The organism is Acaryochloris sp. 'Moss Beach' (assembly GCF_021497025.1).
GTDB lineage: Bacteria > Cyanobacteriota > Cyanobacteriia > Thermosynechococcales > Thermosynechococcaceae > Acaryochloris > Acaryochloris marina_A.
Window position 1 is genome coordinate 3050098 of the sequence record NZ_CP071717.1, and the last position, 13786, is coordinate 3063883.

General features: G+C 49.0%; 6 protein-coding genes and 2 pseudogenes. 1 reads left to right on the forward strand and 7 read right to left on the reverse strand.

The genetic code is table 11. The features are described from left to right. Positions 1-18: 18 nt before the first annotated feature. Together HRE53_RS14410 and HRE53_RS14415 are read right to left on the reverse strand one after the other, a co-directional pair. On the reverse strand, positions 19-4239 hold the full coding sequence (locus tag HRE53_RS14410) for a PAS domain S-box protein (RefSeq protein WP_235106946.1): 4221 nt from the start codon (positions 4237-4239) through the stop codon (positions 19-21). 173 nt (positions 4240-4412) lie between these two features. Next, positions 4413-6802: pseudogene (locus HRE53_RS14415) on the reverse strand (endonuclease MutS2). A gap of 185 nt (positions 6803-6987) precedes the next feature. On the opposite strand from HRE53_RS14415, the gene HRE53_RS14420 reads away from it, so the two are divergent. Further along, positions 6988-7443 carry a hypothetical protein gene (locus HRE53_RS14420; protein ID WP_235106947.1) on the forward strand — a complete coding sequence of 152 codons (456 nt, stop codon included), beginning with the start codon at positions 6988-6990 and terminating at the stop codon, positions 7441-7443. A gap of 219 nt (positions 7444-7662) precedes the next feature. On the opposite strand, the gene HRE53_RS14425 is transcribed toward HRE53_RS14420, so the two are convergent. The 5 genes and pseudogenes from HRE53_RS14425 to HRE53_RS14450 all read right to left on the reverse strand — a co-directional run bounded on the left by HRE53_RS14425 (position 7663) and on the right by HRE53_RS14450 (position 13614). Next, positions 7663-8145 (reverse strand): GNAT family N-acetyltransferase, encoded by a 483-nt coding sequence (locus tag HRE53_RS14425; protein ID WP_235106948.1) that lies wholly within the window; start codon positions 8143-8145, stop codon positions 7663-7665. Positions 8146-8195: 50 nt separating this feature from the next. After that, entirely contained in the window at positions 8196-10160 is a 1965-nt protein-coding gene (locus HRE53_RS14430; RefSeq protein WP_235106949.1) for an amylosucrase, read from the reverse strand. A 165-nt stretch (positions 10161-10325) separates the two neighbouring features. Next, a pseudogene (locus HRE53_RS14435) lies at positions 10326-11717 on the reverse strand (ISKra4 family transposase). Between the two features lie 287 nt (positions 11718-12004). Continuing rightward, entirely contained in the window at positions 12005-12439 is a 435-nt protein-coding gene (locus HRE53_RS14445) for a bacterioferritin (protein ID WP_235106950.1), read from the reverse strand. Between the two features lie 206 nt (positions 12440-12645). Beyond that, on the reverse strand, positions 12646-13614 hold the full coding sequence (locus HRE53_RS14450) for a carbonic anhydrase (RefSeq protein WP_212664054.1): 969 nt from the start codon (positions 13612-13614) through the stop codon (positions 12646-12648). Positions 13615-13786 lie beyond the last annotated feature (172 nt).

The following is a 13786-nucleotide window of genomic DNA, read 5'->3' on the forward strand; positions in this document are numbered from 1 at the left end:
CCCTGAGTCTGGCCTGAGCTATGAGGCATAGGTAAGGGAACAGGGCAAGGCAATGCCATATCCCTGGACATAGTCTATGCCCATGGTCTGTAGCTTTTTCCGGGTTGAGAGATCGCCGACAGATTCTGCAATCGTTTGTAAGCCCATCACATGGCCAATGTGGTTGATCGATTCCACAATGGCCTGAGTGGCAGGATCGTTGGCCATATCTTCAATAAAGTGACCATCGATTTTCAGATAATCTACCGGTAAGGTCTTCAAATAGGCAAACGACGATAATCCACTGCCAAAATCATCCAGGGCAAATTTGCAGCCCAACTGTTTGAGTTCATTAATAAACGTAATGGCTTGATTGAGATTAGAAATAGCTGCTGTTTCCGTAATTTCGAAACAAATTTGAGGGGCAGCATGGGGATAACGCTGGAACTGCTCTTGTAGAAACTGCAAAAATTGCTCATCCCCAATACTGGCTCCAGAGAGGTTGATCATATAGGGTAAAGGCTGATCCGCTCCGGTTTTGGCCATTTGGGGAGGGTTAAAGTGATCCACTAAAAACTGGCTAATTACCCAGCGATCAATTTCCGGCATGAGATTGTAGCGTTCAGCAGCAGGAATAAAGGTGGCGGCACTGACTACCTGATCTTGCTCATCCACCATGCGGAGGAGTACCTCACAGCACTGGTGGATCTCAGATTGATTGGGATCGGTGGGGACAATGGCCTGACCATAGAGGCGAAACCGATTTTCTTCTAAAGCCTGCTTGATGCGACGACTCCACCGCTGGGTTCCCCGCTGTTGGACGAGTTCTAAATCATCGAGCTGATAGACGTGAATGCGATTACGGCCTCGGGCCTTGGCCGCATAGCAGGCGGCATCGGCTGCGCTAATGAGGCTAGACAGATTGTGGCTATCGTAATTAATGGCCACTAGACCAATGCTGAGGCCAATGCTAAAGGTTTGTTCATTCCAGCTAAAGCGGAACGCTTGTAAGCGCTGCCGGAGCTGTTCTGCAATCACTTGGGCCCGTTCCATTGAGCATTGGTGCAGCAGCAACCCAAATTCATCCCCTCCTAAACGAGCGATAACATCGGTGCTGCGAATGGTGTGTTTGAAGAGTTCTGCCACCTGCTGGAGGAGTTCATCCCCTGCGGCATGACCACAGGTATCGTTGACAATCTTGAACTGATCTAGATCGAGATAGCAAAGGACATGCTGTAGCTGATCGCGATGGGCAGAGTGTAGGGCTTTCTGGAGCAGCTGTTCAAATTGATAGCGATTGACTAACCCGGTGAGGGAGTCATGGCTGGCTTGCCAGGTCATTTGCTGGGAGAGCTGACGAGATTGACTGACATCTCGAAAGACTACGACGATACCGAGAATATGGGTGTTGCGATCGCGAATCGGTGCCGCCGAATGATCGATGGCATATTCTTGGTCATCCTGGGCAATCAAGAGGGCTTGATGCTCAGAGATGGCAATTTCTCCCGTCATCAATACGGAATCAATCAGCTGAATATCAGGGCGGCGTGTCGTTTCATCGACCACCTGAAAGACATCATGAATAGGATGTCCTTGAGCCTCAAAACAGGACCACCCCGTTAGTTTTTCAGCCACGGCGTTGAGGTGACGAATTTGGCCCTGGGCATCCGTCGTAATCACCGCATCACCAATCGATTGCAGGGTCACTTGGGCAAGTTCTTTCTCTTGGAACAGTTCTTGTTCCATATACTTGCGGTCTGTGATGTTATGGGCCACCCAAATGACAGACGTGGGAGACAGGGGCGTAATACTGGCCACATACCAAGTCGGTACTGAGGTCGAGGGCAATTGATACTCGAAGGTAACGGTTTCTTGGTCGTTGATCGCTTGCTGAATATGGTCGTGAAAGGCTTGAGCTTGCTCATTTTCGAGCAGCAATACTTCTGCCGTTTGATTGATCATCTCTACCATATCTGGCGAGACGAGGGAGGGGGGAATCGCATTAATTTGCTGAGTCTCGGTATCAAACACGAACACAATATCCGTCATGCCATCAAAGACGGCCCGAATCTGAGCTTCGCTGGAGCGGACCTTATCCTCTAAGACTTTTCGTTCGGTGATGTCTACACAGGAACCGATATAGCCGACAAAGTCACCATTGGGTAAAAAGCGAGGGGTACCCATATCGATCAGCCATCGATAGGCTCCATCATGCCGCCGGAGCCGATATTCCATACAAAAGGGTTCACGGGCATCAAAGGAAGCCGTACAGATGTCTAGAGATGTTTGTCGATCCTCAGGATGTATCCCTTCAGCCCAACCCTTGCCCAGCTCGTGGGCCATGGTCTGTCCTGTAAATTCAAGCCATTGTTGATTAAAAAACGTGCACTGTTTGTCTATCCCTGATATCCATAACAGCACAGGAGCACAGTCCGCCATTTGTTGAAACCGTTGCTCACTTTCCCGCAAGGCAGTTGCTGCCTGGACACGATCGCTAACGTCCCGCTGGACCATCAGGATATAGGGATCTTGACTGGTGGGATCCGTTACCACAGTACAGGAGCAATCAATGACTAAAGTCGTATCGTTTTTACAGATAAATTCAAGGGTTTGACGATAACTACCCTGATCAATCAACTGAGCTAAATAGGTCTCATACTCGACTTGGCTGCTGTCGTTAAAGTAGGTCTTGATTAAACTACCTAATAGTTCCGAGACTTTATACCCTGATTGTTGGATAGCCGCTTGATTGACTCGGCGAATCACACCATGGAAATCAACCACAAATAACGCATCAGGGGCAGCATTAAACAACATTCGAAAGCGTTTCTCACTCGCTCGGAAGGCAGATATACCCAGGGAAACCCGGGCTTCTAGTTCTCGATTGAGCTGTTGACGTTCCAGTTCAGCCTGTTTGCGATCGCTAATATCTTGCACCATCACAATGAAGTAATCGGGAGCCCCTGTGGCAGTTATGGCTAAGGATATGGTCAAATCCAGCCAGGCTGAATGTCCTTGAGGATGCCGATAGTGATGTTCCAGCTGAATAGAGTCTTGCTGTTGGGATTGTAGTTTCTCCTGCCAGTTCTCTGCTCCCTGGGGCATCTGAAGCACATCATGTACGAGATGATGGCAGACTTGGGTTTGTATTTGGTGTAATATCTCGCAGAATTTTTGGTTGGCCAACATCACTTGCCCTTGCAGATTGACATGGGCAATGCCAATCACGGCTTGCTCGAACATGACTCGAAAGCGTTCTTGGCAGAAATATAAGGTGGCAGCATCGGCCTCGACTTGTTTTTCGAGATTTGTTTTTTGATGTTGTAACGATAAGATCCGCTCATCTTGAATTTGTTCTACCTGCTGATGCAAAACCTCGGCGGTGTGATGCGCTTCGGGTACATTGAGGGCAGCCAAAATGCTGGCTTGAGTTAAAACGCCGGCTAAGTCTCCCTGCTGTCCCATCACCACGAGGCGGCGAACCTGTATTTTCTGCATGGTTTGATGGGCATCCCAAAGCTTGTCATCTAAGTTGAGGCAAACTAAGGGCTGACTCATAACCGTTTCCGCCAGGGTTGTGCGGAGGTCGAGGCTGAGGGCTTGGAATTTAACGATATCTCGCTCGGTGACAATGCCCAAGGGCTTAATTCTGCTGCCTTGAGACTGCTGTTGGACAATCACCACACAACTCATTTTGTACATCGCCATTCTTTGGGCCACTTGCTGGATGCTGGCTGTGGGAGGGGCCGTCACTACGGTTGGCGTCATCACCTCACTCACATGCCGCAACTTCAGCAACATGGTTGGTTCTAAGACTTTACGAATGCTCTCTGTGGTGATAACCCCTACCAATCCACCCGTTGCGTTCAGGATCGGTAAATGACGGATATTTTGGGTTTGGAGTATAGAAAGAGGGGTCAGAATATCCTGTAGCTCAGTGTCCAGGAGGGTCAATGGCTCCGGACTCATGACCTTTGAGGCGCTGATCTGGCTAAAGTCTGTCTCTGTTGTACTGAGCTTAACGATATCTCGCTCCGTCAAAATGCCCACTAATTTCTGCTGCTGTTGGACTAAGACATAGCTGAAGCGTTGGCGGTTATCGCCTTTGGCTTGACCTTCCCGCCCCAGACTCATCAGCAAGACCACTTCCTTGAGACTGGCTTGAGGGGGAACAACCAGAGGATGGTGATCCATACTGGCTTGCACAGCAGTAGGGTTCAACCATGGTTGTTTCACCTGGGTGCTAGGTTGGCTGGTCATAGATAGCAATCCTCAGCAGGGGCCAATCAAGTCCGGGAATCAGGTTAAAGGCTTAATTTTCACACAAAACACCCAGAAAATGCTTTCCTAGGTTGCCCTAAATCCTTGTGAGGTCTAACATCTTATTACAAAAGATGACAGCCTCTTGTTTGAGTCGCTAGAGAGCAGCCCTCTTAAACACCACAATGGGCAATAGTTACACCTTTCCCCCCATCGGCTTGTTCCGCGAATTCGTAACGAGAAACCAGGGGATGTTGCTTAAGATAAGCTTGCACACCTAGACGAAGTTTACCGGTTCCATGCCCGTGAATGATCCATAGGGGGCCTTGAGCTTTTGCGATCGCATCTTCAATCACCACTTCCGCATCGGCCACTCTAGACCCCCTGATATCTAAGGTGTTCTGGGAGGTGCGAACCATGGGGGCAGAATTTTTAGGTGTATTGTCTTCTTTTTTAGGTGCACTATCAGTTTGCTTGGGTGGTGGCGCGACCTTCTCGCCCGTTAAGGACTCCACCTCAGTGGGCTTGACGGTCATTTTCATCATCCCAAACTGGACTATCAGTTCCTGGGTAGGCGTCACCTTAATTACGTCTGCCTTCTGGCCAATACTGGGAATGCGAACCCGATCCCCCACCTGGGGGTGAAACCCTTTGGGGGGGGTGGCGCTTTGGGTTGGGTGCGAGAGGGGAGCCGCTGGTTAGCGATTTTCTCTAGGCGTTGGGTGGCGTCCTGGGCAGCGGGGGCTGATTTGGGCTGTTGTTGGAGGTCGCGAATCACTTGTGCGATCGCTTGCTTAGCTCGCCGAATTTCTTCTTGCACCGCCTGTTCCTGCTGTTGCCGCAGTTTTTGTTCACGGACTTTCAAGTCAGATGCTTTTTTAGACACTTGTTGATGCAGCTGTTCGGTACTTTGCAATAGCTTGGCAGCCGCTTGAGCTTTGGTTTCCTGTTGGCGACGTTCGGTTTCTAAACCTGCAATCACCTGATTGACATCATCCGTCTCGCCATCCATCTGGGCTTGGGCTTGAGCAATTACCTGCTCGTTCAATCCCAATCGTTGGGCAATAATTAAGGCATTCGAGCGCCCCGGAATCCCCCAGAGCAACCGATAGGTAGGCTGCAAGGTGGCATCATCAAATTCTACGGAAGCATTTTCAAACCGGGCATCGGTATATTTGAGCGCTTTGAGTTCACCAAAATGGGTGGTCGCTATGGTGAGCTGAGCATGATCTGCCAAATAGCGGAGGAGGGAAATGGCTAGGGCACTCCCTTCTAGTGGATCTGTGCCCGCTCCTACTTCATCTAATAGGACCAAAGATTGATCGCTTAAGGCCGAAATAATATCCTGAATTCGGCGAATATGACCGGAGAAGGTGGATAGGCTCTGTTGCAAGGATTGTTCATCCCCAATATCCGCCAAGACCTGATCGAACCAGGGGAGTTCTACAGGCTCTTGGGCCGGGACAAATAACCCCACCTTGGCCATGATCGTGGCTAACCCTAGAGTCTTTAAAGTGACGGTTTTGCCCCCTGTATTGGGGCCAGTGATCGCCACGACCTGAATATGGGGTTGAATGGTGACATCAATGGCCACCACCTCTGGCCCTTGTTCATGTTGCTGTTGCCAGATCAACAGGGGGTGACGCAACCGACGTAGGGTCAAGGTTTCGCTATTATTGCGGTCTACAAACCGAGGTCGATTTGCCCCTAGCCAATAGCTATATCGCGCCCGAGCCGTGGCTAAATCAACGGCAGTGACAATGAGAATTAGGGTTTCTAGATCGACATGAACCTCTGCAATTTTTGCCGTTAGGGCTTGGCGAATGGCTTCGGCTTCGACCTGCTCTTGGCGGGTCAGTTGCCGCAGACGATTATTCAACTCCACTGTCGCTCTAGGTTCAATGTAGAGGGTGGCACCACTGGTGGAGGTATCGTGGACAATCCCTGGTACGGCATCTTTCTGGGGGGCCTTGACGGGCACCACAAATCGATCGCTGCGTTGGGTAATCAGCCGTTCTTGTAAGGCTGCTCCCTTACGCTGCAACAGCCGTTGCAAGATGGTTTGCACCTCATTACGGACCTGATGCTGTCGTTGACGGATGCCCAGCAATTTTTCGCTGGCCCGGTCGGCAACTTCGCCTTGTTCATCAATACAGTGGCGAATCTCTTGCTCCAGCTCTGGGTAGGTCCGCAGGTCGGCCACCAGCTGATTGAGGCTGGCTAATTCTGGATAACGATTAATGATTCGGCGTAAGTTACGGCTACCGAATAGGGTCGTGGCGACTTGCAGAAGTTCTTCACCACTGAGGATGCCTTGGCGTTGCGATCGCGCCAAAGCTGCGCTGACATCATGAATCCCTTCAAAGGTGAGGGACGTGAGCAATTGGGTTTCTAAATCGTAAACTTCTTGGGTCTGCTGTAATAAGGTTTGACTGGTCTCAACCGCTGCAGGAATCGTCAATTGGACCGCTGCTGCAACCCCTAACTTGGTCGCAGCAAAGGTTGACAGGTGCTGGCATAATCGCTCCCACTCCAGCAGCTCTAGGGTTTTTTCAACAATCACAATGTCTTAATGCGAACCGGTTATTCTCCACTTCTGTCATCGTAACAAGCAACTCTATAGAAAAGGGGAGCACAAGCATAGCTGGGGAGCAGCTACTTAGCAGTCCTGTCATTCTCTGTAAGCATTTGGAGAGCTAGATTTGTTAAAGTTGAAGCCTAAATTTTGTGTTTCATGTCCTTGTCAATATGGATTATGTTGAGTTAGCTGCAGGATTATCAACGCCAGTTCTTGCTGTGATTGCAGCATATATCGCATGGCAACAATTGCAAACTAACCGTTTGAAGGTCAAACTCGATTTGTATGAGCGCCGACTCGCAATCTACACAGCACTGATCCAATTCTTAAGTGTAATTCTGCGAGAAGCGAAAGCAAGCGATGATGATGCATTGATCTTCTTGCAAAAGACAAGAGAAAGTTATTTCCTTTTTGGTGTAGATATATCTGAATATCTCAATACTGTCTATCGGAATTGGGTACAGTTACGTCGGCAAAACGTTATGCTAAATGACTCGCAATCTAGCCTACCCATCGGCCAGGAAAGACAAAAGCTTGTGGCTGAAAAGCAAGAACTTCTCAAGTGGTTTGAGGTTCAGTTTGAGACAGGTCGAGAGAAATTTTCACCTTATATGACTCTTGTATAAAACTTCTAGCAGAGTGATACTCAGTGCCTCTTATGTTGATGGCTGATCAAGGTGCAAGATTTCTGCTCTCTGTATGAACTTCCCACTGTTGAATGGATTCTACTGCAGACAATTGGTACGTAAATCAGGAGATAATATCTCTGTGAAAAAACACCAAATTGACATGAAGATTATAGATGGGATAAGAATAGTCCAAAATCTGTGAGTGCTCTGCTGCATTTATTGCAGTGACTTTTCCATAAAGATGCGACATAAACTGTCGTTATATTTGGCAATGGGATAAAAGTCGAGCCGTTGGTAAAAGGCGAGAGCTTGCCTTTGTCGTTCTTCGTCGGCCAGGTCTAATCGCACGGCTTGATACCCGACTTGTCTGGCAAACTCAAATAGATAGTTGACCATTTTCTGCCCCCAGCCTTGACCGCGATAGGCGTTGAGAAACCACATACGCTTCAGTTCACAGATATGATCATCGAGCTTTCTGATGGCCCCAGTACCGACAATCTGGTCATGATCCACCAGTACTAGAAAGAGGCCGGAATGATCAAAATAGTGCTGTCTAACCTGCTCAATATCCAACATCGGATCGTAGCGGTCTAAATCTGCCTCAGTCAGCAGATCCTGCAGCACGTCAAGCATAATCGTTTTAACGATTTGCTTGGCTTCTTGGGTCTGATGGTCTTGGATAGGCCGGATGGTGATCATTGAGGCTCAAGATTTACAGGCCATCGATATGACGCTACACCTGGCACCCATTATCGAACACCAATCAGAATCATAAATTGATAAGGATCCAGCATTAGCTTTTGGGTCGCGGTAATCGTGGTGCCTGACACAATATCCGTAAAGGTTTTGCGCATGCCGAGTAGACGTAACCGTCTCCCCACAATGGCCTGCTCATTCTCAGTAAAGTTGCCGAGCACCAACACACTTTGATCATCATGATGGCGGAAATAGCCAAACACATGATCATTCCCTGGATCCATTAAAACCGTTTCTGACCCCGTAAAAGCCCGGTTTTGCTGACGAATATTAATGAGCCGCAGCAGTCCCAAATAGATTTGCCCCCAGACTTCTTCTGAGTTACGGCGCGAGTCAGCCCTTGCCCAATCGAACGCAAGTCGATGGGCCCATCGACTATCTCCATCCTTCTCCGGTGACTGACCATAGTCATAGTCGTTGAGGATGCCTAGCTCATCTCCTAAATACAGAAGGGGAATGCCCCCAATGGTTAATAAAATGCCGTGCAGCAGCAAAATTCGCCGAACTGCTAGCTCTACCTGAGCTGAATCCTGTTCATAGAGACCTTTCTCTAGACCACAAAGAGAAGCCGTGGTCCCTGAAATACGGGCGAGTTGGGTGTCTGGATTTTCCTGAAAAGGTAGGCCACGGGCAAAACTATTTTCAAAACGATTGGTGTAAAACGCCGTCAAGAACTGGCGATGGTGCAACGGATTGATATTGAGTTCCCAGGCATCATTGTCCGAAAAGGTCCAGCCGATGTCGTCATGGCACCGAATATAGTTGACCCAAGCACAGCCTTCTGGCAAGTCAAACCGCTTCTGCATCGCGTGGCGCAACACTTGGGTATTCCGAGTTGCCAGAGCTTCCCACAACAGAGCCATCAACTGTGGATTGTAGGAAAGGGGACATTCTTCTTCACCGATATAGCGACTCACTTCATCGGGATGAACAATCGCTTCCGATTTAAAGACCATCGCGGGAGCCGCAATTTGTAGCACTGCATTAAAGGCTTGAATCAGGAGATGGGCTTCCGGTAGATTCTCACAAGAACTCCCTAGCCGCTTCCATAAAAAGGCTACGGCATCCAGCCGCAACACTTCGACCCCCACATTGGCTAGAAACAGCATTTCCTCAGCCATATGACTAAACACCGTGGGGTTTTCGTAATTCAGATCCCACTGGTAATTACAAAAGGTTGTCCAAATCCATTTGCGAATTTTGGTGCGGTAGGTAAAACACCCCGGATGCTCATCGGGAAAAACTGAATTAACCGTTTGTTCAAACTCATCGGGTAGCTCGCGATCGCAATACATCCGGTAGTATTCCTGATGCTCGCGATCTCCTGCCATCGCTTGCTTCGCCCATTGATGCTCATCAGACGTGTGATTAAACACGAAGTCTAGGACCAGACTAATGCCATGTTGCCGCAGTTCGGTGGCGAGATTTGCCAGTTCCTCCATGGTGCCTAAAGAAAGATCCACTTCGCGATAACTACTCACGGCATAGCCGCCATCGTTGTCGCCCTCTAGGGTTTTGAATAAAGGCATCAGATGCAAGTAGGTGATACCGAGTTCCGTGAGATACGGGATGCGATCGCGGATGCCACTCAAGTCACCTGCAAATAGATCGACGTAACACATTGCCCCCACCATCCGATGGGACTGATACCAGTGGGGGTCTGCTTCTCGCATCACGTCCAAGGCCTTCAGTTCATCGGGCCGTTTTATCCACATTTGGGTTGTGGAGTCTAAAATCTGTTCTAGATGATAGAAAAAGTCATACTGATGGCCATATAGCTGGTAAAGCAAGCCAAATAAACGGGGAAAGTGGGTTTTAATGCGCTGAACATAGCTTTGCCAAGCACCTTGATCAATTTGGTCCGCATAGCGAACTTCTAAACGAGGCATTAACCGGGACAGGGACTTGATACTGTGTCGTTTCAGGGCTACAGCATCCATGGCTTCTTGCATCGGCATTAGTAAAGGAATGATATTGCAATAGTGTATCTGTATCCATGCTTTGGCAGGAGGATGGGCCCAGGCAGTCTATCGGTCTAGCTGACCCCTTTCACATAGTGCCCAAAGATGAATCATCAGATAGTGATCTCACGATTTTCGAGGTTATGTTTACACCGGGCGTATTTAGCGGATCGGGGATGCCTTAGTTTTCGGAATGGTCACCTCTGGGAATAAGGAGTCAAACCGTTCATTGACCCAGGCAATTCTCAAGATCAGTAAATGGTTGAAACCATCCTCACTCCAGCGCATGCCAACTCCCTTAAAGCGCTGCTGAATCAACCACTTGCATGCACTTTCAACCATTCCTGACCCGAGAGGAATCTGTTGCTGTTCAAAGTGCCGATAACGGATGTGGTGATGATGGCGTTGGAAATAAGCCTGCACCTGGAGCAACGTTGAAAAAGACTTTCCCGTTAACAGTTGTGAGTGAATCAATATCGTCAAGGACCGTAATACAAGTAGGTGTTGCCCGTGTCGCAATTGGTGTCGCCAGTGCCGGAACCAGGCTTGGGCTTGAGCAGAGCGGGCATCTCCAAACATCGCTTTAGTTGCTCGTGCCAGATGGCCTGCTGAATGAAAAAAGTCGAGGACTGCCACAGCACAATGAGAGAACAAGGTGCGATAGACTCGCCAGAAGCCTCGTCCCCCATCACTGAGCCAGATGACTTTTGGAGCAGATTCAAAGTCTTGTTTGTGAGCTTCGAGTTGAAGTAAAGGGATGAACTGGTCGATATCGCCCAATACTGCCACCAGTCTTCGACGCAGTAATTGGGGGACCTCCTTTTTAGCTCGGGTAACCCGTGTTCCCAGGCGAGCTAAGATGGCGACTTTGACTTCTCGCCACTGGATTTTTCCCTTGGGTGAGTTCGGGGTGGGGCGAAAGGGGACCATCACACCATCGGCGGCAATGGCCAAAGGTAGAGCAGATAACATCTCTGAAATCGCTTCACAAGGGGCCTGAGTCCCTGATGATTGAGCGTTGAGTTGAGCTTCTAATTCCTGCTGAGCTTTGTTACCCACGGATTGCACCCAGTTCCACAAACTGGATGGACTCACGGATAGACCACTCCACTGACCCAGCATCCAACTGGCCAGTTCATAGGGCATGAACAGACTCAACAAGCAGCCCAGACGCACCAGTTCTTCGCTGCTGTGCTGATAGGGGGGAATCCCAATGGCTTGATCCAGGGGAGTCAACAGACTGCCTGGACATCCTTTGGGACAACGGCCCACCCGTCGCTTTCAAGAGATAGTGCCTACCAGTGTCTGCATCTGACGAGATTCCCATCCCTTCGAATGTAAGCGGGTTCCGCAGGTAGTACATACAGGCCATACAAATACTGCTTTCGCGCGCCTTGAGAGTTCATCCTCCAGAAGACAGCGAGCTAGAAACAAGCCCATTTGCAGAACGATATAAACCATCTGACTCAGGCTGGTTGATACTTTGAGTGCTTCAGTTTGTTCTAGAAATTCGTCATGGGCTAGCACGGTTAGCAATTGCGATGGTAGGGGCATGATAGTTTTTTGGTTCGGGTACAGGATCTATTGTCCTTGACCCGTTTTTCTTTGAGCCATGCATCCCCGATCCTTTGCTTACGCCCGTTTACACCTATGTCGATGGCAAGAATGCAGCCTGGTGTGCAATCCAAGGGAGAAGGACATTTCCCTCTTACCATCGACAAGCAGCCCCTATCAAAATCGTCAGCCGGTCTATAATCTCGCCCAAATCAGCAGGAGAAAGCTTGGCCTGAAACGTTTCAACACAACATCTCTCTGCGGGGACTTAAACCCTCAAGAGACCATCAGCTAAAATCGCGAAGCATCTTCTTGATTTCAAGATTATGCATTTCTTCTTGCCCAATTTTAGTGCGGGTATATTCTTCCAGGTAAATGCTGGCGTTTTCTACGATATCTAAGAGCTGTTTGTAGAGATTCAAGGCCATTTGCTCATGGTTCAAACTTTCTTGCAGCAAGTTTCTGACCGCATGCTGATTGGTCTCTTCAATGGGAGCAATCTTTTGGCTCGGATGCCCTTCTAATCCAGTGATGATCTCTCCTGCTTCCTGAGCATGGATCAGGGATTCGCTAGCTTGTGACTTAAAGAAATCCACAATGGGTAAGCGATTCGGCCCCGTTACCATCAACCCATAGTGGGTATAGCGAACAACCCCTGCCAATTCAAATTCCATAATCCGATTGAGAAGGGCAATAGTCCCTGCGGTATCGAGGTCTCTCATAGGGGCAAGAAATTTAACTCATAATGATGTCACTACACCACGCTGAATGCCTTACTGCAGAGACATTGAGGTGAAATAGAAGAAGTCCAAGTGTAACACTTGTTTCTAGGAAGACCCGTTATATGAGCGAAAAAGCTTTACAGGCAAATTATTGAAAATCACCGGTATGATTGTTGGTCGCCATGAGTAGAGATAATCGCCAAGAACTATCCCATTTGCCGGAGCCATACCGGAATTTGTTCTGAGAATTGATGGTGGTAATTCTGGGCTTCACTGGCGCTCATGCCTTCATGGCGGGCATCTTCTAGGAGTCTGCTCATGGACCGCATGCGGTCTTCTACGTCGACCCAGGAATCCGGCGACGCTTTCAAGAGCGCATTGAGCTGAGAACGAATGCGATCTGCCGCAGGAGTGCCATTGACGGGCGAAGCAGCTGGAGCCGAAGACGCAGACTGTAGACGAGGTGCAGGCACTTCACAGGCCACAGGCGGCGCATGGGTACTAATCAGGTATTGCTCTAGTCGAGAAGGCAAGCTGGGAGGAGGGTCTAAAAGCTGGCTTTGAGGGGGGATGTAAGTATGGGTTTCCTCATCATAGGCAAGGACTTCACCGGTTTCGATGTGATAGATCCAGCCATAAATCTGGAGTTTGCCCTGCAGCATCCGCGATCGCACAATCGGATACGTCTTCAGATTATCAATCTGTACCAGGACATTTTCGGCGACTAAAATTTCAACCCGCTCTTCCCCCGCGGATTCAGGATAGTTTTCGGTCACGAGTCGCCGGGTGGTTTCGGCATGCTGCAGCCAGTCGTACACCAAGGGCATATCTGCTTGCAGCTTATTCAGCTTCATCAGCCCTTTCATGGCTCCACAGTGGGAATGGCCGCAGATCACCACTTGATCGATCTCCAGTGCGGCAATGGCATATTCAATGGTGCCACCTTCGCCTCCATTGGCTGCGCCGTAGGGAGGCACAATATTACCGGCATTACGGATAACAAAAAGCTCGCCCACATCTGTCTGGGTAATGAGGTTGGGATCTACCCGTGAATCAGAGCAAGAAATGAATAAGACGCGAGGTTTTTGACCGTGAGAGAGTTCTTCTAAGAGGCCTTGATTCTCAGCAACGTAGCTTTGCTTAAACTCTTGTAGACCACGAACTAGCTTTTTCACGATTGAACTTCCTCGTCACGACGTTGCGCGAATAATGTCATCGGGCTAAGTCCACGCAAGTTTTGGAATGGTAATCTTCTCAAGACCTCAGTTTAAACTATATTCAAGCAGTCAAAATATAAAAAAAAGTTTATCGTTGCTATCATGCCGTTATGAGTGGGTTGTTAGGAGT

Excerpts from the sequence above, each read along its gene's own strand:
- HRE53_RS14410 (WP_235106946.1), bottom strand. The coding sequence starts at position 4,239 with ATGACCAGCCAACCTAGCACCCAGGTGAAACAACCATGGTTGAACCCT.
- HRE53_RS14420 (WP_235106947.1), top strand. The coding sequence starts at position 6,988 with ATGGATTATGTTGAGTTAGCTGCAGGATTATCAACGCCAGTTCTTGCT.
- HRE53_RS14425 (WP_235106948.1), bottom strand. The coding sequence starts at position 8,145 with ATGATCACCATCCGGCCTATCCAAGACCATCAGACCCAAGAAGCCAAG.
- HRE53_RS14430 (WP_235106949.1), bottom strand. The coding sequence starts at position 10,160 with ATGCCGATGCAAGAAGCCATGGATGCTGTAGCCCTGAAACGACACAGT.
- HRE53_RS14445 (WP_235106950.1), bottom strand. The coding sequence starts at position 12,439 with ATGAGAGACCTCGATACCGCAGGGACTATTGCCCTTCTCAATCGGATT.